Source organism: Corynebacterium sp. A21 (assembly GCF_052266655.1).
In the GTDB taxonomy this organism is placed as follows: Bacteria; Actinomycetota; Actinomycetes; order Mycobacteriales; family Mycobacteriaceae; genus Corynebacterium.
This window is the reverse complement of sequence record NZ_JBQPQY010000014.1, coordinates 48571-68603: the sequence shown is the minus strand read 5'-3', so window position 1 is coordinate 68603 and position 20033 is coordinate 48571. Positions and strand designations below refer to the sequence as shown.

The window sequence follows — 20033 nt, the reverse complement described above, 5'->3', positions numbered from 1 at the left end:
ATTGGGCGGATCCTCGAGACCTACCCTTCATCACGCCCAGCAGGCACCCATCAGCCGAGCTTCCACAACCGGTCATCCTCGGCTGCGGGATTGCCCCGGCCGTCGGTGTTATTGCTGAGTACCCAGAGATCGCCTTCCGGAGACAGCGTGACATCACGGAGCCGACCGAACTCACCGCGGTAGTGCACGGTGGAGGTCCCCAGGTCATCCAGCGGGATCTCGCGGAGGTTCTGGCCGCGCAGATTCGCGATGTAGATGGCGCCATCGGCGATGGTCATGCCGCTGGGACTGGCATCGGCGGGACTCCACTGCTGAAGCGGATCGATGAAGCCACTTTCCCCGGCGATGCCCTCGACTTGGGGCCAACCGTAGTTACCGCCGGCCTCGATCAGGTTCAACTCATCCCAGGTGTTCTGGCCGAACTCACTGGCATACATCGTCCCGACATCATCCCAGGCGATCCCTTGCGGATTGCGGTGGCCGTAGCTGTAGACCAGCGAATCATCGATGGGGTTGTCCGCCGGCACCTCGCCCTCAGGGGTCATCCGCAGGATCTTCCCAGCCAGGGAATCCAGATTCTGGGAATTGGCGGTGTCCCCGGCATCACCGGTGGTGGCGTAGAGCATGCTATCGGGGCCGAAGGCGAGCCGCCCGCCGTTGTGGGTGCTGGCTGCGGGGATGCCGGACAAGATGGTCTCAGCTGCACCGAGTCGGAGTGATCCGGGCTCACCTTCCAGGAGGTAGCGGTCGATACGGTTGTCTGTTTCGGCGGTGTAATAGGTGAAGAGGTAATCCCCCTGGGTGGCGATGCCCAGCAAACCGCCCTCGCCCCGGGGTGAGGCATCAGCGATGACACCGACCTCGCGGCTTTCCCCGGTGCGATCAAGCTCAAGAATCCGGGCGTTATCGCGCTCGCTGATCAGTGCCGTATCTCCATGAAAGGCCACGGACCAGGGGGCATCGAGATTGTGGGCGAGCGCCTCACCCGTGGTCGGGGTCGGGGGAGCCGCGGAGCAGGAGGATAATAAGGCCGCTGAACCCAGCGCGCAGAGGAAGGACAGTGCACTCATGATGCCAAGCCAATCGTCGTGGGGGAGCCATCAACCCGGGTTGCTTCGAAGCAAACTCTGCCGTCAGGCACAGCGTCTCCCGTCGTGGCGGAATCCTTCCCTCATGCTAGTTCTTCCCCACTCAGGGCGCTGATAAAACCGCAGGTTACTGGGCGGCCTTGGAATCGCCATCGATCGGGAACTGCTGGCCGGAGATCGTCCGGGCGTGCGGGCCGCTGAGGAACACCGCCAAAGCTGCGATATCAGCTGGGTCCGTGAAAGATTTGATCGCCTGATTCTGCAACCCAGCGGCAATCTCTTCCTCGACGCTTCGTCCGGAAAGCTCAGCCCGACCCTCGAATACCCGGTTCAGACGTTCACCCTGCACTGCTCCGGGGTGAAGTGAGTTGACCGTGATTCCATGGGACCCAAGTTCCAGGGACAACGTCTTGGTGAAACCGATTAGTCCCCATTTGGTGGTGGAGTAGGCGATGCGGTTCGGATACCCAAAGCGGCCAGCCAACGAGGACATGACCAGGATGGAACCACCGTGGTCCTTTTTCAGCAGCGGGACAACCTGGTGGACCACATTGAAAGAGCCGTTGAGGTTGACCTCGACCACTGCTTTCCAGGCGTCGGGATCATAGTCCTCCACTGGTGCGGTGGGACCGGCGATTCCAGCATTGCTCACCAGCACATCGAGTCCATCCCATTGGTTTTCCAGGGTCTGAACCAGCTGAGCCACGTCTGCTGCAGAGGTGACATCGCCGACGCTGCCGCTGAGATTCTCCCTGGTACCCAGAACGGCGTCCACGGCTGTTTGATCAACATCAAAGATGTGGACCTGGCTGCCCTGTGCCAGAAAGGCCTCGGTGATGGCCCAGCCGATTCCGCTGGCTCCAGCGGTGATGAGAACTCGTTGCGTCATGGATTTCTGTTCTTTCTTGATCGGGACGGGGACAAGATGGAGAGGGGAGAATACGGCGGTGTTTGGTGGTTTCCCTGGGTTGAGAGAGCTTGGGCTGAGAGAGCTAAGGTATCAGGCCATCAACCTGAGGATCCACCTTCGAGCATCTGCCGAGAGTTGAAGATGAATCCGCTGAAAAATCCGAGCGCTCAAACAAACTCAAACAAACTCAAACAACCTCACCCTAAGCCGCCCGATCCCGCCGACGGGCGGCCGCGAAGTCCTGGAACCAGTCCAGCGCCTCGAGGTTCTTCACCGAATCGCGGTTGATGGGCTTGCCACCGGACAATGGACTGAAGAGCTTTTTCAGCGGCACTTCAAGTCGCTTCATGCTGTGGGTCACCGGAATTTCTGGTGCCTCGATGATCTCGTCGGGGACGTGGCGGGCGCTGGCGCGGCTGCGCAGGGTGCGGTTGATTCGCTCGCGCAGGGCATCATCAATTACGGCGCCTTCGGCGGGGACCACGAATAGCGGCATCCAGTAGTTGCCGCCTTCCTGCTCAACACCGAGGACCAGGCAGTCAGCGATTTCTTCGATATCGACTAAGGCATCGTAGATATCGGAGGGGCCGATGCGTACGCCTTGGCGGTTGAGGGTGGCATCCGCGCGGCCGTGGACGGTGTATTGGCCATCGGCAGTGCGGGTGATCCAGTCGCCGTGCATCCATACTCCGGGCTTCGCGGTGAAGTAGGAGGAGCGGTAGCGCTCGCCGGACTCATCCCCCCAGAGGAACAGGGGCATCGAGGGCAGCGGTCGGGTCACGGCCATGGCCCCGACTTCATTGATCAGGGGCTCCCCGTCCTCGTCGTGGGCTTCGGCGGCGACGCCGAGCAGCGGGCCCTGCAGGTATCCCAGGTGTACCGGTTCCATCGGGTTGGAGCCGAGGAAGCCGCCACAGATATCGGTGCCGCCGGAATCGGAACCCAGGTGGACGTCCTGTTTGACTGCTTCATGGACCCATTGCCAGGTGCTGGGGGGCAGTGGGGAACCGGTGGACAGGATCCCGCGCAGGGCGGAGAAATCGCGGCCGCGTCGGGGGTCGAGGCCGGATTTTTCCACCATGGTCAGGTAGGCCGCGCCGGTGGCGAACTGGGTGACTTTCAGGTCGGAGAGAATCTGGAAGTGGTGGTCTTTGCCGGTCACCTTGGGCGAGCCGGCGTAGGTGACGATGCTGGCACCGGCCAGCAGGTTCTGGACCAGGGTGTTCCACACCATCCAGGAGGTGTTCGCGGCGACATAGTAGACGTCTCCCGGCCCCATGTCCTGATGCAGGGCAATCCCCTTGAGGCTGTCCAGGATCATGCCGCCGTGCCCGTGGACGATGCCCTTCGGCTCGCCGGTGGTGCCGGAGGAGAACAGGATCCACAGCGGTGCGTCGAAGGCCACCCGCTCAAAATTGAGCTCCACCTGCTTATCGACGGCCGCGTCAAAGGCCACCCGTTGGCAGCCCTGATGTTCCGCTCCGGCCATGTCCCCGGCCGGACGGCTCGGCTCGAGGGTGCGCACCAGGATGGTGGCTGTTATCGAGGGCAGATTCGCCTCCACTTCAGCGGTATGCTCGCGGCGCTCGATCTTCTTGCCCCCGAAAACATAGCCATCGCAGGCGACCAGGATCTTAGGCTCAAGCTGGTGGATCCGACGCACGCTGGCCTCGGCGGAAAGATCCGGTGAGTTGATCGTCCACACCGCACCCAGCGAAGCTGCCGCCAGCAGACCGATCACGGCCTCCGGGATATTCGGCAGGACTGCCGCAATCCGGTCGCCGGGGACCACGCCCAGTTCCCTGAAGGTATGTGCCATGGCTGCGACCTTGGATTCCAGCTCTGCCCAGCTGAGCGGGGACTGACTGCCGTCCTCCTCCACCTGGATAATGGCGGGGCTGTCCCTTATCGCGGGATCAGCGGTATGGCGCAGTACATTCTCCGCGAAGTTGAGGCGGACCCCGGGGAACCAGGTGGCAAAGGGCATTTCTTCTGCGGCGAGCACCGGGCTGTCCGGGAATCCTTCACCGATGACCTCGAAGTATTCTTGGATTCCCCGCCAGAACTCGGTGGTTTCGGCCACTGACCAGTTCCACAGTGCGCGGTAGTCCGGGAGGCGGCGCTCAAAGCGCTGCTCGGACCACTGCGCGAACTGGCCCATCCGGCTGTTGCGCACCTGCTCCTCGGTCGGGGACCAGGTGATGGTGCTGGTGGGAGTACTCAGCGGGGAGATAATGGCAGTGGACATGAGGTTTCCTCCGGAAATGATCTGCGGGACGGACGAATACGTGGCGGGTGCCAGGAGACGGGGTTACTAGTCCGCTAGGGCAGTGCTCTGCCGGCCCATCAGCAGGCTCAGCGCGGCGAGACCGGCGATGACCAGCGGGACCGCGAAGGCGATGAAGACCTTTTCGGGGGCGATGCCGGTGGCCAGGACGTAGCCGACGATGATCGGGGCGGCGACTGAGACCAGGCGGCCCAGGCCGATCATCCAGCCGATACCGGTGGCGCGGGCCCGGACCGAGTAAAGGGTGGGGGCCACGGCGTAGAAACCGGCGATGGCGCCCGTGGTGAGCACACCGAGCACGAAGCCGACAGCGATCGCGAGCGGGACGATACTGAAGATCAGGCCGAAGAGCAGGTAGGCGCCAGCAGCGGCGAAGAGCGTCAGGAAGAGCAGGTGGCGGCCACTGAAGCGGATGGCCAGGGCGGCGAAGACGAAGCAACCCAGCACGCCGCCGAGGTTGGCGCCGATACCCATGGTGATACCCAGCTGGGCATCACCACTGACATTGGTCAGGATGGTGGGGATCCAGGTGTTGGCGAAGTAGTAGGAGGCCACGAGCAGGCCATAACCAACCCAGAGGGCGAGGGTGAAACGCAGGTTGGGCAGTGCGATGACCTCGCGGATACCACCCTTACCCTCCGGGGCATCATTCGCGGCGGGCTCAAGGTCTGGCAGTTCGTTCAGCGGAGCAAGGTGCATCCTGCCCAGGATTCGATTGACCCGGTTCAGCGCATTCGCGGGCCGACGTGCGAAGAGATAGTCGAGGGATTCGGGCAGCAGGGCCCAGGCGAGGATCAGGCCAGCGGCAGCCAGGATGGTGCCGGCGATGAACATGGAGTGCCAGCCGAACTCTGGGATCAGCGGGCGGGCGAGGAAACCGGCGATCGTGGCACCGATGGGGTAGCCGGCCGCGTAGATAGCGATGGCCGTGGTGCGTCGGGCGTCGGAGGAGTACTCCGCCACCAGGGCGTTGAGGTTGGCCATCATGCCGCCGATGCCGAGGCCGGTGACCACCCGCCAGAGAATCAGCATTCCGGCGGAAGGGGCGGTGAGGGTCAGCGCCATGCCGACCACGATGAGCACCAGCATGGCCAGGGTAAGCGGGCGGCGTCCCATGCGGTCGGCCAGAGGAGTGAGGAAGATCGAGCCGATCGCCATGCCGAAGAGACTGGCGCTGAGCACGTAGCCGAGGATCTCGGGGCTGATTGCCAGCTGCTCCTGGATCTGCGGGGCGGCGAAGGCCATGATGCCCACCTCGAAGCCGTCGAGGATCACGAGTAGGAGGGCGATGGTGACCGCGATGACCTGGAACTTGGACATCCGGCCCTTGCGGACCTCTGCGAGGACCTGCTCCGGCCCCCGGACCGGGGTGTGCATGGTGACTGTCATGGAAAGCCTTCCGTTGAAGGCGGCATGTGATCTTTAGCCGCCCTGTCTTGACTGTGTGATCGGAAGCATATTGAGTCTGGGGTCACAATGTCATTATTTGGGGTGTGAAATTCCTTCTACAGGAATGAATCACCGACGTTCACACCCAAGTGGGTGTGTCTTCCCTTCGCTTAATCTGCCCATTAGGCAGATCACCTGCGGTTTTATGAGGTCCGGTTGCGCATTCCTTAATCAGGAATATGTGACAGGGAATGGTCCGTAGAGGTTTCCTTGAATCTCTTCGGCGGCAGCGTCCAGGGCGGCCACATACTCCGAGACCCGCTCCCGTTGGAAGCGGGCGCTGGGGATGGCGATGGTGATCGCCGCAGCAGGTCGGGCATCCGGGCCGATGATGGCGACCCCGAGTCCGACGACTCCCTGCTCGGTCTCCTCCACACTGATGCCATAGCCGTCCCGGCGCACCTGGGTCAGCATCCGCTTGAGCATCTTCATGGTGTGGATACGGCGGGTGGGCCACTCGGTCAGTCCCCGGCGGTAGATATCCTCCACCTCCTGGTTGGACAGCCGCCCCAGAATAGCCTTTCCCCCCGCCGAGACGAAGGCCGGCATCTCATCGTTGACCCGCCTGACGATGCGCAGAATACTATTCGGCTCCACGCCCTCAATGAAGCGGATATTGCCACCGCGCAGCATCATGACCTGCACGGTTTCCCCCACCTGCTCCTGAAGTTTCACCAGGGAAGGGTAGGCGAGGTCCCGGAGCGTGGCTTCGCTCAGCTCATCCGGGGTGGTGCTCGACAGCACCACCCCCATCCGATAGCGCCGCGAGAAATCCTGCACGGCAAAGCCCCGGCCAGTCAGGGTGGACAGCAGGCGGTGGGCGGTTGAAGCTGCGATCCCGAGGTACTCGGCGGCCTCTTTCACGGAGATGGAGTCATGGTCGCGTAGGTAGATCAGCAGCCGGAGTGCCCGGTCGACCGATTCCACCGGGGCCGGTGGCTCCCCGGCCCGCACCTCATCGCCAGTGGACATGATGAGGCTCTAGTTCCCCAGATTCACGCCGAGTGCGCGGAGGGCGTTGTCCTTGAAGATCCGCGGACGCACCTCATCCTTGATCGGCAGCTCGGCGAAATCAGCCAACCACTTCTCCGGGCTCAGCAGCGGGAAATCAGTGGCGAAGAGCAGCTTGTCTGCCAGCATATTCGAGGCGAAACGCACCAGGGACTCCGGGAAGTATTTCGGGCGCCAGCCGGAGAGGTCGATGAAGACATTCGGCTTGTGGATCGCGATCGAGTTCGCCTCATCCTGCCAGGGCACTGAAGGGTGCGCCATGATGATGGTCAGGTCGGGGACCTCGGCGGCGATGTCATCGAGCAGCAGCGGGTTGGAATAGCGCAGCTTGATGCCACCACCACCGGGCATGCCCGCGCCCATGCCGTTCTGGCCGGTGTGGAACAGTGCCGGCACCCCGAGCTCGGCGACCTTGCGCCACAGCGGCAGGTACTGCGGATCGGAGGGGTCGAATCCCTGCACCGAGGGGTGGAACTTCATGCCCCAGACACCGAGTTCCTCAACCTGACGGACTGCCTCCGTGATCGCGTCCTCACCGGTCCGCGGATCGACGCTGCCGAAGGGGATCAGGACGTCGTTATGCTTTTGCGCGGCGGCCACCAGATCATCGATGGAGTTGGGCAGGTGGCCCAGCTGGGTGCGGGCGTCGATAGTGAACATCACCGCCGCCATGTTCAGGCCGCGGTAACGCTCGGCGATGGAATCCGCCGAGGGAATCCGCTCGCCGCCCTTGAAATAGGCGGCGGAGGCATCGATGTACTCCTGGGGCATGGCGTGATGCCCACAGGAATCCGTTTCCAGGTGAACGTGCATGTCGATTGCCTCGATGGCGGCGAAATCGATGGCGGACTCATAACGCATGGTGATTGCTCTTTCAGTGAGATGTCGGTAACTCTGAGCGAGTCTAGGTGATCAAGGTCGCCCGCCAGGTATTTTCCTGAAACAGTGCGGGCAGTTGCCGGGGTAGGCGGGGAGCGTTTATCGACGCCGCGCCCACCGACCGGGCCGGCTATGTCACCGCCTGCAGGCCGGCCGCCGGGATGTCGAAGAGGCTGTCAGGATGGGTGAGATCGACCCCCGTCAGGCGGGGAAAATCTGCCGGGCTAAAGCCCGCTTCTTCGAGTTCGGATTGAATCGCGGACATCATGGCAGGAGACTCCCGGGGGAGCCGCTCAGAATCAGGTTCGAGTACTTTCCAGCCACGGCGGTTGAGCGCCTTATAGAACTTGGCGCGCTGCTCTGGGGTTACTTTGCCCAGCGCGAAGGCACGCTCGAAACAAGCTTGCATTGAGACTCTCCATTCCAGCTTGAGGGCCTTTAATGCAGGGAAATCGAGATTGACCAGATAGGGCGAGATGGCGGACTCCAGCATGAGGAATTCGGCGGCGAAGCGGTCTGACTCATCCTCGAGGGCATCGGAAATATAGCTACCGGAGTGGAGGATGATGCGCCCGAGTTTGTGGGCGATGGTGTGCCGCTTGAGATCCGTTGGCAAGGCAGAACAGTCACCTAATTGGGATCTGGGCAGCCGTGGAATACCCCTGCACCTGTCGCTACTTATACGAATCAATTCTAGAAATGAGCCTGTTCACCCACGCGATGGCCTCTTCGAGGGGGAGTAACCCATCTACATTTTCCCTCGCCCTTTCATAAATGACATCCCATTCTTCTTTGCCCTCGATGTGAGGTGGCCACGAGTGGTCTTGCCGATAAATGAACAGTTTCCGACATGTTGCGGCGATCTTGAGGTAATCAACCTGCTCGTTTTTGATCATGAGTTGCAGGTCGACCAGATCATGAGCCCGATCGCTTTCTGCAGCAGAGCACGCGTGAAGTTTTTGTGCAATCTGGTGATCGATCGCCATGACGGAGGCGGGGGCTGGAGCTTGGAATCCCAGGTCGAGAAAGAGCTTGGAAATGTCCTCAGGCATGCGGCTATCCGGATAATCTACATCCCCGATTTCATTGTGGCCGAGTTCGAAGGTGACAGATTTCCAACTCTTTCCCTTAAAGTCGAGCGAAACCTTATAGGGCTGCATGACATAGGGCGTGGGGATCCCTTCGGGGCTGGGGGCGTTCAGTCTTTTCAGTCTTCCGGTAAATCCCTGCCAGCCCTCCTGAAGGGCTTCTTCAAAGTCGTCCTCGAAATCTTCCAGTGATTTTCTGCGAGCAGCATCGATGTCTTGGGTGAATCGTGTGTTGAGTCCATATCTCAAGGCCATGGCACTGCCGCCCTTGACCACTCCTGCTGGAAGCATCTGGCTGATAACGACTAAAGCCATCGCGATCTGTCTTCGATTGGCTGCTTGCTCGTCTGCTTCCAGGTTTCTAATTCGGGTGTGTAATGAGGCGAGATTGGTCGGCAGCCCTTGGTAGGTTGTCATGAAAATTCCTTGAGCAGGTTTGCATGCTTGCTGCGGGTCAAGAGGCCTTCGTCGCGAGCATTGTTGATGGCGGTGATGAGCCGTTCGTGCATGAGGGAGGGAGCTACTTCGCGCAATGCTTCCTCTACCGGTTGAGACTCCAGGCCCTCATACAAGACGGTCGACTTTCCTGGGAGCTGGTCTTCCATCTCGATGACTTGCGGAAGCTTGGAGCGCACACGCCGTGGGGTTGCTACGTGAATGCGTGTCGGGTTGACATCGGCTAGGCCGAGGAGCGCTAAAACGGTTTCCCCTCTCAAGTAAGCGCCGTCACCTACTTGTAGGAGGGATCGTTTGAGCTGGTCATGTTCGGACGCTGGATAGAGGGGGTCCCGGTAGAGGCCGTAGGCTACGTTTTCCAGACCTCCTCGGGCAGTAATTTTACGGAGTTCGATGGTAGGAACTCCGGCTTTTTTGGCTAGCGCGGTAGTAATGTACCCGTCGTTTTCAGATGCGATTTCGCGTGCAATCGTACGGTAAGTTCGCCTCTTTTCCCTCATGGCACAACAGTACCAATTTCGGTACTGTTGTGCCAGATCGTTATTGGGGTTAGGTATGGCCTGCAGCTTCATTTGGCAACCCCAGCGCAGAAGTAAGTGTCCGCCTGTTAATCCGACGTCTTCCTCGACCTCGGCTTACCCGCCCCACCTTGCCAGGACCCACCTTGCCCACCACCCCGCCGGAAACCCCGCCCACCCCGGACCCGCCCCAACCTCAACCGCTTCATCCGGGACCCGAATAACAAGAACCCCAACGGCGCCGCCATCCAGGCCACCAGCAGCACCATGCCCAGGATAAATTCGGGTCCGCGCTGTGCCGGAGCCCCAGTCTCCACCACCTGATCACCATCGACCACTACCCCGACGCCCAGCTCCGCCAACGCCGCCAGATCGTCTTGGGCCCACGCTTCCCGGGCGGCCACCCAGCGTGGGGTGGGAGGGTCGATGGTCTCGCCGTCGACAAGCAGTTGTCCGGATTCCACGAGTGAGAGTGCCTTGGAGTAGGGGTTGAGTATTACGCGTCCGTCAACTTCGGTCAGGGCGGTACCACCTATCATCAGCACATCGCGCCCCGCGGCGAATTCGACCAGTTCCTCATCCACCTCCACGACGAGGGGGGAGAGGTGGCGCAGGTCGTGTGGAGCGGTGGGCACCTGCGCCAGCGCCAGCAGGAGGACGGCCACCGCCGGCACCCCGCGGAAGCTGGCGGCCAGGGCGGCGTAGGCGGGCAGGGCCAGAATGACAAGTTTCTGGGAATCCCGGAGCAGACCCGCGCCGGGGACATTCCCCACCAGCCAGGCGGTGGTCCCCGGCAGCAACCAGGTAAATACCGCCCCACCCAGGCCGAGTAGCCCGAGCCAGAGCAGCACCGGCGGGCAGCGTCGAATCCCAAAAAGCAGCGCGATGAACAGCCCCACCCCGAGCATCGCGAAGCCGGCTTCACGGGAGGGTGGGACGGCATCGGCATTCCAGATCCCGCCCAGACCGAGCAGGGAACCGAGCGTGCCCACACCCTCTTCAGCCCGCGGTGCGAAGGCTGCCGCACCAGCGGCCGTGCTGGTCGAGCCGGCCAGCACTCCCGGCACCACCCAGGGCAGACAGAGTGCCAGGCCGACCGCCAAGGTAATCAAGCGCTGCCGCGCAGTGGCAACGCCCACCGCCAGCGCCAACAATGCTCCGGTGGGGGTCAGCGAGGCCAGCCACATGGCCAGCCATTGGACCACCGGCCGGCGGCTGAAGCCGGCGACCGCGATCAAGGGCAAGGTCCAGGCGGCGATCACCAGGGACCAGTGACCTTGCAGGAACCGCTCCACCACGAAGGGGTTCCACAGCACCACCGTCACTGCCGCCACCTGGCCGAAGAACCCGGCTCGCAGGTAACGCGCCAGCCAGCTGGCCCCGATCAGGCCGAGTACACCACCGAGGATGATCAGTACGCGGGCGAACCAGGAAGCTGGCACCACCAACCCGACCAGGGCTAGTAGCCCATCCTGGGGGGCATTCCGGGCAGGTAAATCACCGAAACCCAGGGCGCTCAACGAAAGCGCCGGATGATTGAGCACGAGCATATCGCGCAGCGCCAGCTGGCCGGGAGCAAAAATCGGATAGAGCAGCAGACCGAGCAACAGCGTGCCCCATGTCACCACCAGCACGCGACGCAGCCCGGGGTTCATTTAGGCTTCCAGCTCCTGGGAGGCACGGAATCGGCGGCGGAGGAAGATCAGCAAGCCGATGGTCACCAGGATGACGATGATGGTGTTCGCAGCCAGGGAGGTCACTTCGAGCAACTTGAGCACGCTCTTATTGGTCTGCGCTTCGGTCTGGGCATCGGTCTGGGTCTTCTCGTCCCAGGCGAGACTGGTGGCGAGCAGGGTGCGGTTCGGATTCGGTGTGCCCTCTTCCTGCCAGGCATCGGCCATCTCCTGCGCTTCGGAAGCATCCGCGGCGAGGTAGAGGTAGACCTCTTCCTGGTGGTCGATACTCACCCCGGAGCTGGGTTCCACCCAGATATCGCGGTTGACGGAATAGAAGGGGCTGAGGGAGACCCGCTCCTCCGCGGAGAAACCACGCGCCCCGAGCTCGGCAGCATCGTAGAAATTACCGGCCGGCCCACCGACCCGCAGCGAGGCGATCGCCTGGCGTTCTTCCTTGCTCATTTCATCGGGACGCAGCAGCGGGTTGAGCTCGGGAACATCGGAGATCCCCTGCGGCTGGGTGTAGGCGTGCGCCATGGACGACATCAGATCCACCGCCGCCAGATCCTGATGGAAGTGGAAGGAGCGCATGCCCTCGTGCTCGACGCGGTTCACAAAGTCCAGGGGTGCCGGGACCTGCGCCAGTGGGTCGAAGAAGTCATAGGAGACGCGTTCGGTGTTGAAAGGGAAGAAGTACTGCAGCCCGGTGCGGCTGAAACCCCCAGTATCTATATTCAGCCCGGCCGGGGGAACTGAAATCTGCAGGGCGGACGCCGGCTCCGGCACCGGGAAGGCGGAGTTGCGGGTCAGCCGCACACGATCTTCGATATCGATCAGGCGCTGGTCCCCCACGGCGAGGGAGGTCGAGGATTCAATCAGGATCTCCTTGCGGTTATCCGTCGGCTCCGAGGTGGTGGTCCGGGTCAGCTGGGCATCCTGTTCCACCAGGAAGCAGGCGAAAGCCGGCGCCTCCCCGGCACACTCTTCCCGGGAGCGATTCACCGCGGGCACCGTCTGCTCCTGATAGGAGCGGGCATCCAGCGCCAGCGACCGGGAAGGTTCGGTGGCGAACTCGAAATGAGCCTCATCAGGAAGCTGTTTGAGGGAGGTGATGATGAACTGCGGCAGGATGCCCGCCACCAGAATCAGCACCACAATCACGGCCCCGAGCATGACGAAGATCCGGTTGTGCCTCAGCCAGCGGCGATAACGCGACTGGCCGGAACTACTGGCTGCCAACGGCTCTCCTTGAAGTAGGCTTTCCCCAACGACACCAGGCAAGGAAGGCGGCGTTGTAACTCTTGCACTCGGCCCAATCCTACGCAACGGGCTTCATCCCCTCGTTGGAAGGCTTGCGGGCAGTGGCCGCACTCGGCGTCCTGCTCACCCATGTGGCCTTCCAGACCGGTATGGACCCGGCCTCCTTCCCCGGCGATATTCTGGCGCGTTTTGATTTCTTCGTGCCGGTATTCTTCGCCCTTTCGGCTTTTCTGCTCTGGCGCCGCCACCGCCGGGACTTCGCCGAGGGCTATGGCGTGGGCCGCTATTACCTGAACCGGCTGGGCCGAATCTTCCCCGCCTACCTGGTGCTGGTGGTGGCAGTGTTGCTGTTATTGCCGGAAGCGGCTGGTGTGAGCTGGCAGGTGGCGCTGACAAACCTGTTCATGGTGCAGCTCTACTACCCAGATGCCCTCGCCCCGGGCCTGACCCACCTGTGGTCGCTGGTGGTGGAGATGGCCTTCTACCTCGCCATGCCACTGCTCGGCCTGGCCATCGGGGCCCGCGCCCGCTGGGTGCGCTTATCGACGATCGCGGTGCTCGGCCTCGCCGGATTCGGCTGGCCCTGGCTGGGATTCGTGGTCTCTTCAGGTAACGCCGAATCGGGGTTACCCAATCTGCAGATCTTCCCCTTTTCCTACCTGGCCTGGTTCGCCGTCGGACTGCTGGCGGCCGAACTCGAGGGCCGGGTACCCGCGACCGTCGATAAGCTGTTGCGGGTGCGCGTGCTCTGGTGGGGACTGGCTCTGCTCAGCGCCTGGGTGGCCGGGCAGGAATGGTTCGGGCCGCTGGGACTCGAGCATCCGAGTCCGGGGGAGTTCAACCTACGGGTGATCGCCGGCACGGTCTTCGCCGCCTGCGTGGTGGTGCCCTACGCCCTCGCGCCGGGCTCGAAGTGGCTGGAAGTCTGGTGGATGCAGGCGCTCGGCCGTTGGAGCTACTCCATCTTCCTCTGGCACCTGGCGGTGCTCACCGTCGCCTTCCCGATCCTGGGGATGAACCTCTTCAGCGGCTCCCTGGTCGACTTCGCGGTGATGTCGGTATTCGTGGCCGTGGTGTCCGTGGTGGTCTCGGCCGCCAGCTATGTGCTGGTGGAGGAACCCGCGCGAAAGCTGGTACGCGAGCTCAGCGCGAAGGTGGCGGGAGAGGCGGGGCGCCACCGGCGGGTGAGCTCCGAGTAGCGGACCTCCCTGGCCGCTTGACGCTCTCGGCTCGGGGGCATCTGGGGCGGCTGGGAGATTGAGGGCAGGGGAGCATTGCACCCGGGGGCCGTATTAACTTGGCCTTTCCCTATTTTCCATGGTCAACGAGGGTTAATCGCACCATTACCGCTATATCTACCATCGGTCACGATGTCCCTGCTGCCGTAGTCATGACCCCGGAAGGCTGTTAACGTGTTATACATCACGACAGTGGCGTATGGGGCGCATGTGAATATTGGTACCCTGCGGCGTGTGCCTTTTCGCTGATACGTGAATTGACCCAGTCGACTCCGCGATCGGCCGAGAAGAAAGGCGTCAGCATGGCAACCTTCAATCGTTCCGGCGCGCTCTCCGGGCGCTCACCACTTCAGATCATCGCAATCATCTACGGAATCGTCTTCCTGCTGGTCGGTATCGCCGGGTTCATCCCCGGACTGACCAGCAATCTGGATACCCTGCACTTCGCCGGCCATGAGGGCAACGCGATGCTGCTGGGAATTTTCCATGTCTCCATCCTCCATAACATCGTCCACCTCCTCTTCGGCGTGGCCGGCATCGTGCTCTCACGCACCCCGGGCAGCGCCCGCCACTTCCTGCTCTGGGGTGGCCTCATCTACCTGGCGCTATTCCTCTATGGATTGTTCGTGGACGTCGATTCCGCGGCCAACTTCGTTCCGCTCAATGACGCCAATAACTGGCTGCACCTGGGCCTCGGCGCAACGATGCTGGTGCTGTCATTCCTGCCCCGCCTCACCCGCGACGCCCGTACCCCTGAGGAGGCTGCGACTATGTCAACCCGCTAACAGGTACGCACCTTGATCCCCGCTTCACCTGACTGAAAGTCCGTCGAAGAATCCGCCTAGTGCGATTCTGTGGCGGGCTTTCTCCCCTGGCGCGGGGTTTCACTATTGAGCTGTCCCCGGCACCGCCAGATGATCGCCTCACCAAGCCTCGCCGTGCCCATCCGGAGGGCCCTTGCCCTCGGCGGAATCTGACCCGGGGAATAAGATAGTACCTATGGTCTATCTTTTTAATCTCGTTCACTCAATGGAAGGCACCTGCCTATCAGCCGTGATGTCACGGTGAGCGCACCGAAGTTTCTCCACCACCTCGGCCGCATCGCTGTTTTCACCCTCGGTATCTTCATCATGTCGCTCGGGGTGGTCGCCTCGGTGCGCGCCAACCTCGGGACCTCGCCGATCACCTCTTTCCCCACCGTGCTCTCCCTGGCTACGCCGCTCTCGGTGGGGATGCTCACGATCCTGCTGAACCTGTTTTTCCTGGTGATTGAGATCATCCTGCGTGGCCGGAAGTTCCCGCCGATCCAGCTGCTCCAATTCCCGGTCACCCTGATCTTCGGCCTGTTCATCGATCTGAATATGGCCTGGACCGGCTGGCTGAACCCCAGCAACTACGCCATGCAGTGGGTATGGACGATCATCGGTGTTCTCCTCGTGGCCGTGGGCGTGCACATCGAGATGAAGCCGAAGCTCTCCTATATCCCCGGCGATGGCCTGGTCACCGTCATCACCATGGTCACCCGCATCAAGCTGGGCACAGTCAAGATGTGCTTCGACTGGACCCTGGTGCTGCTCTCCGTGGCCGCATCCTTCCTACTCCTGGGCGGACTGGAAGGTGTTCGAGAGGGCACCGTTTTCGCGGCTTTCGGCGTGGGCCTGGTGATCAAGGCGATCGCCAACATCGAGGACCGGGTGCGCGTGGACCGCCGCCAGGCAGCCCGAACCGAGCAGGAAGAAACCCTCAGGGTCTGAGGGCCCCGCGGGCATCGTTTATCGACGCCCCCGGGGACCGGCAGGAATGCGCCTGTGGAGGCCGGATTCTTAGTGCTCGACTGCGGCGTTCACACCCACACCGGTGAGGGAGCGAACCTCCATCTCAGACTGCAGGGCAGGCAGGTTGTCCGGCTTGCCGATCATCGTGGCCAGCCAGCCGATGAAGAACGCCAAGGGGATGGAGACGAGGCCGGGGCTGGTCAGCGGGAAGATCGCCCAGTCTGCGCCCGGCACCATGGCGGTAGGTGTTCCAGAGACAGCCGGGGAGAAGAAGATGAGCAGCAGGGAGCTGATCAGACCGGTGTACATGGACGCTACCGCACCGGTGGTGTTAAAACGCTTCCAGAACAGCGAGTAGAGGATGGTCGGCAGGTTCGCTGATGCCGCGATGGCGAAAGCCAGGGAAACCAGGAAGGCGACGTTCTGGTTCATCGCCAGGATGCCCAGGATGATGGAGACAATGCCGATGACCACCACGGTGATGCGGGAGACCCGGACCTGTTCTTCCTCGGTGGCCTTGCCGTTGCGGAGCACCGCATTGTAGACATCATGGGCCACTGAGGCTGAAGAGGTGATAGCCAAGCCGGCAACCACGGCGAGGACGGTGGCGAAGGCGACGGCAGAGACCAGCGCCATGAAGATCGGGCCCCCGAGTTCGAGTGCCAGGAGGGTGGCGGCGGCGTTGGCGCCACCGGGTGCCGCGAGAATCCGGTCCGGGCCGACGAGCGCAGCTGCGCCGTAGCCCAGCACCAGAGTCATGACATAGAAGGTGCCGATGAGCACGATAGCCCAGGTGACAGACTTGCGGGCTTCCTGAGCAGTGGGAACGGTATAGAACCGCATCAGCACATGGGGCAGCCCGGCGGTGCCGAGAAGCAGGGACAGACCCAGGGACACGAAGTCCAGCTGTTTGATGGCGCTGCCGCCGTATTGGAGGCCCGGCTTGAGGATGTCCTCGGCCGCATAGCCACGATCCAGGATTGCCTGGGATTTCGCATGCGTGGCCACGGCCGCGTCAAAGATCGACCCCATGCCGCCCCGCAGCACCACGAAAACCAGGACAGTCATGATCAGGACTCCGCCGATGAGCAGTGTTGCCTTGATCATCTGGACATAGGTGGTGCCCTTCATGCCGCCGATCAGCACATAGGCGATCATCACGATGCCGACGATCGTGACCACGGCGGCCTGGGAGGCCGTGTCATGCAGGTCCAGCAGGACCGAGACCAGAGAACCGGAGCCGGCCATCTGGGCAATCAGATAGAACAGAGAGACCGCGAGCGTAGAGAAAGCCGCCGCCACCCGGACTGGTTTCTGCCGCAGTCGGAAGGATAAGACATCCGCCATGGTGAAACGGCCGACGTTGCGCAGCGGTTCGGCCACCAGCAGCAGGGCGACCAACCAAGCGACGAAGAAACCGACAGAGTAGAGGAATCCGTCATAACCGTTGAGGGCGATAGCGCCGACAATGCCGAGGAAGGATGCCGCGCCGAGATAGTCGCCGGCGATGGCCAGCCCATTCTGGGTACCGCTAAAATTTGCGCCACCCGTGTAGAAGTCGGAGGCTTCCTTGGTCGTCCTGCCGGCTCTCATCACCACCGCCATGGTGATGACAATGAACACCACGAAGACCCCGATATTCAACAGGGGATTTCCGGTGCTGGGTGATTGTGCCAGGTGCATCGTGGTCATCTTCTAACCCTCCATCTGTGCGCGGATTGCTTCCGCTTTGGGTTCAATTTTCTGGCTGGCGAAGCGGACATACAGCCAGGTGATCAGGAAAGTGGTGAATAGTTGCGCCATGCCGAACCACATGCCGATGTTCATACCCAAGAAGGGCACGCCCATCAGCTCGGGAAGATAGACAGCGGCGAGCACGTAGATGAAATACCAGACGGCGAAGACGATAGACATCGGGAAGACGAAGGAGCGGTAGGTGGAGCGAAGATCCTGGAACTGCGGGCTTTCCTGCATATCGATGAAATCTTGGGCAGTGGGCTCGCGTCGGCTGTCCAGGGGGACAAGTGGAGTCGCGGACATGGGGTGATCACTTTCTGTCGGTCCCGGAATATTCCGGGGATCAAGCCACTGCTGGGCAACGTCACCGGGATGATGGTGCTTGCCTCGTGGGCTTCGTGTGCGGGGGCCGTGCTCAGGAGTCTGTTGGGCGATGGTGGCGGAATCGCCTGGTGGTGCAGCAGAGGAACGGAGTTTGCTGCGACCGGCTGAGACATTCGCACTTCAGCTCCTGAGATGTGGGATTCCCCGCACTTGATGTGTGCCGGGTGCCACAGACACTAAGTTGCGCTGAATGTGGAGAACAGTACTTATCCGGATCATGTCCCAATCTGTGGGACAGATGTCCCGATGTCCGGCTACGGCAGGGCGGCAGGAGCCGAGGGCAGGAGGTGGCAGCGCGGATCGGGTGAGGATGAGGGACACCGGGATCAGCAGGAAGCGGGATCAGCACGATAGGGCACAGTCCGTTGTTTGGCAGCGGAGCTCCAGGGCCAAGGCACCAGGCGGGGATCGGGACATCTGTCCCGCACATTGGGACATCTTCGCTGAAAGAGCTGGCCTTCCTTCCCGAAGGAGTCTTAGGGTCTGTGACACCTGGCACAGTCAATCGCGCTCGGGCTCATGTTCAAGGTCGTTGAAACCCGGAGGAATGAATGTCTCTGTTTGTGAAGGAATTATTGAATTCCAAGAATATCCACCCCTCAGCGGAAGAACTCAAGGTTCTTTCCGCCCGGTGGGAGATGCTGCAGCGCCAGCGTGGCGATCTCGCGGGGATCAACCTCGCCGATGCAGATATCGCCCTGAAGAACATTGCGGGCGGTGACCACCTTGAGCACTGATCTTCTCTCCCTGACAGCGGTTGAGGTGGGCGCTCTCATGGCGCGCCGGGAGATCTCGCCGGTCGAGGTCACCGAGCGGACCCTCGAACACGCCAGGAAACTCAATCCCGTGATCAATGCCTACATCAGTTTCCGGGATGAGGAGGCCCGCGCAGAAGCGAAGGTGGCTGAGGAGGAGATCCTGGCCGGACGCTCCCGGGGCCCACTCCATGGTGTGCCGGTGGCGCTGAAGGACAGTGTTTTCCTCAAGGATGAGATCACCACCCTCGGGTCCAAGATCCACGGAGATTTCCGCCCCACCCACGATGGTGCGGTGGTGGAGAAGCTGCGCTCAGCGGGGGCGATCATCACGGGCAAGCTCAATCTCCATGAGTATGCCTGGGGGTTGACTAATGACAACCCGTACTACGGGGTGGTGCGCAATCCCTGGGACACGGAGAAGCTCGCAGGCGGTTCCAGTGGCGGGAGTGCCGCTGCGATTGCCGCGGGGATGAGCTTTATGACGATCGGTGCTGATGCCGCTGGTTCCATCCGGGTTCCCTCGGCGATCTGTGGCGGGGTGGGCCTCAAGGCAACGTATGGCCGGGTCTCCACCTACGGTGATTTCCCGCTCGCCTGGACCCTGGGGCACGTTGGACCGATGGTCAAGGATGTCGCCGATGCCGCAGCCACCCTGCAGGCTATCGCCGGCTTTGATCGACGTGACCCCGCCAGCGCCAATACGGCGGTTCCTGATTTCAGTGCGCTGCTCGGGGCGGATCCCCGGGGTCTGGTCATCGGGATCGAGGAGGACTTCTTCTTCCGCGATGTTGATGCCGGCATTGAGCAGCAGATCCGCACCGTGATCGAGGATCTGGTTGCGCGCGGTGCGATCCTAAAAAAGGTGAGCATCCCGGCGCTGGCATCTGCAGAATGGGCCTGCTCCATGACCATCCTTGCCGAGGCGAGCACCGTCCACCACCAGAATATGCTCACCCGCAGCGAGGATTTCGCCCCGGATGTCCGGTCCCAGTTGCAGGTGGGTGAGCTGATCAGTGCGGTGGACTACCTGCAGGCGCAACAGGTTCGCCGGCAGCTCAAGCAGGAGTTTTCCGCGGCGCTGGATAGCGTCGATGTGATTCTGACACCGTCGATGCCGGTGCTCACCGCCGATGTCGGTTCGAAGATGGTCCAGCTCAATGGCAGGGAGCTGCCCTTGGCTTCGCAGTTCACCCGCTTTTGCGTGCCCACCAACCTCACCGGCCACCCCTCGATGACCGTGCCGGCTGGCATCGTCGATGGTCTTCCCGTGGGGGTCCAGATCATCGGCCGTTCCTTCGATGAGCCGACGGTCCTGCGCGTCGGCCGCTCCATTGAGGAGTCAGCTCCGTTGGCTGGGCAGCAACCGAAGGTGGGTCTGCTGGCCTAAACCTCCGGTGGGCACCGGGCGCTGTTGTGCCGCACGTCGGGGTTTCCCTTATCTCGAGGTCTGGGGTTGGGTGCCCGGCACGCGCTAAGCTGGCGCAATGGTGGTTTGCTCAGGAATACGGCGGAGTCCGAG

The 20033-nt window shown here is 62.1% G+C and carries 18 protein-coding genes; 5 read left to right on the top strand and 13 right to left on the bottom strand.

Annotated features, from left to right (window positions below; genetic code table 11):
* Positions 1-50: 50 nt before the first annotated feature.
* The 11 genes from ACTU46_RS14435 to ACTU46_RS14385 all read right to left on the bottom strand — a co-directional run bounded on the left by ACTU46_RS14435 (position 51) and on the right by ACTU46_RS14385 (position 12601).
* Entirely contained in the window at positions 51-1070 is a 1020-nt protein-coding gene (locus ACTU46_RS14435; protein ID WP_443383039.1) for a PQQ-dependent sugar dehydrogenase, read from the bottom strand.
* A gap of 145 nt (positions 1071-1215) precedes the next feature.
* Entirely contained in the window at positions 1216-1977 is a 762-nt protein-coding gene (locus ACTU46_RS14430) for an SDR family oxidoreductase (protein WP_443383036.1), read from the bottom strand.
* A gap of 223 nt (positions 1978-2200) precedes the next feature.
* The gene (locus tag ACTU46_RS14425; protein WP_443383033.1) at positions 2201-4246 is read right to left on the bottom strand and encodes an acetoacetate--CoA ligase; all 2046 of its coding nucleotides are present in this window, start codon (positions 4244-4246) and stop codon (positions 2201-2203) included.
* A gap of 66 nt (positions 4247-4312) precedes the next feature.
* Positions 4313-5674, bottom strand: a complete 1362-nt coding sequence (locus tag ACTU46_RS14420) for an MFS transporter (RefSeq protein ID WP_443383030.1) — start codon at positions 5672-5674, stop codon at positions 4313-4315.
* A 231-nt stretch (positions 5675-5905) separates the two neighbouring features.
* Entirely contained in the window at positions 5906-6706 is an 801-nt protein-coding gene (locus ACTU46_RS14415; protein WP_443383027.1) for an IclR family transcriptional regulator, read from the bottom strand.
* Positions 6707-6715: 9 nt separating this feature from the next.
* Positions 6716-7606, bottom strand: a complete 891-nt coding sequence (locus ACTU46_RS14410; RefSeq protein WP_443383024.1) for an amidohydrolase family protein — start codon at positions 7604-7606, stop codon at positions 6716-6718.
* Positions 7607-7754: 148 nt separating this feature from the next.
* Positions 7755-8240, bottom strand: a complete 486-nt coding sequence (locus tag ACTU46_RS14405) for an ImmA/IrrE family metallo-endopeptidase (RefSeq protein ID WP_443383021.1) — start codon at positions 8238-8240, stop codon at positions 7755-7757.
* A gap of 58 nt (positions 8241-8298) precedes the next feature.
* A complete protein-coding gene (locus ACTU46_RS14400) occupies positions 8299-9129 on the bottom strand; it encodes a nucleotidyl transferase AbiEii/AbiGii toxin family protein (RefSeq protein WP_443383018.1) in 831 nt (276 codons plus the stop codon).
* Complete coding sequence (locus ACTU46_RS14395) at positions 9126-9740, bottom strand: type IV toxin-antitoxin system AbiEi family antitoxin domain-containing protein (RefSeq protein WP_443383015.1); 615 nt, start codon at positions 9738-9740, stop codon at positions 9126-9128. Before ACTU46_RS14395 ends, ACTU46_RS14400 begins: the two co-directional genes overlap by 4 nt.
* Before the next feature lie 35 nt (positions 9741-9775).
* Complete coding sequence (locus tag ACTU46_RS14390) at positions 9776-11341, bottom strand: hypothetical protein (RefSeq protein ID WP_443383013.1); 1566 nt, start codon at positions 11339-11341, stop codon at positions 9776-9778.
* Positions 11342-12601 (bottom strand): porin PorA family protein, encoded by a 1260-nt coding sequence (locus ACTU46_RS14385; protein ID WP_443383010.1) that lies wholly within the window; start codon positions 12599-12601, stop codon positions 11342-11344.
* Between the two features lie 62 nt (positions 12602-12663).
* Here ACTU46_RS14385 and ACTU46_RS14380 point away from each other — a divergent pair, with 62 nt between their 5' ends.
* From ACTU46_RS14380 to ACTU46_RS14370, 3 genes are all read left to right on the top strand, one after another.
* Positions 12664-13821: an acyltransferase family protein gene (locus ACTU46_RS14380; protein WP_443383007.1), complete on the top strand. Its 1158-nt coding sequence runs from the start codon at positions 12664-12666 to the stop codon at positions 13819-13821.
* Between the two features lie 341 nt (positions 13822-14162).
* Positions 14163-14645 carry a DUF4383 domain-containing protein gene (locus ACTU46_RS14375; protein ID WP_443383005.1) on the top strand — a complete coding sequence of 161 codons (483 nt, stop codon included), beginning with the start codon at positions 14163-14165 and terminating at the stop codon, positions 14643-14645.
* Between the two features lie 279 nt (positions 14646-14924).
* Entirely contained in the window at positions 14925-15614 is a 690-nt protein-coding gene (locus ACTU46_RS14370; protein WP_443383002.1) for a YczE/YyaS/YitT family protein, read from the top strand.
* Between the two features lie 69 nt (positions 15615-15683).
* Here the strand turns inward: ACTU46_RS14370 and ACTU46_RS14365 are convergent, their stop codons facing one another.
* Complete coding sequence (locus ACTU46_RS14365) at positions 15684-17327, bottom strand: solute symporter family protein (RefSeq protein WP_443383000.1); 1644 nt, start codon at positions 17325-17327, stop codon at positions 15684-15686.
* A 3-nt stretch (positions 17328-17330) separates the two neighbouring features.
* Entirely contained in the window at positions 17331-17675 is a 345-nt protein-coding gene (locus ACTU46_RS14360) for a DUF485 domain-containing protein (RefSeq protein ID WP_443382997.1), read from the bottom strand.
* Between the two features lie 632 nt (positions 17676-18307).
* Here ACTU46_RS14360 and ACTU46_RS14355 point away from each other — a divergent pair.
* Complete coding sequence (locus ACTU46_RS14355; RefSeq protein ID WP_443382994.1) at positions 18308-18493, top strand: hypothetical protein; 186 nt, start codon at positions 18308-18310, stop codon at positions 18491-18493.
* Entirely contained in the window at positions 18474-19901 is a 1428-nt protein-coding gene (locus tag ACTU46_RS14350; protein WP_443382991.1) for an amidase, read from the top strand. The genes ACTU46_RS14355 and ACTU46_RS14350 overlap by 20 nt, the downstream gene beginning before the upstream one ends.
* The last annotated feature ends 132 nt before the right edge of the window (positions 19902-20033 follow it).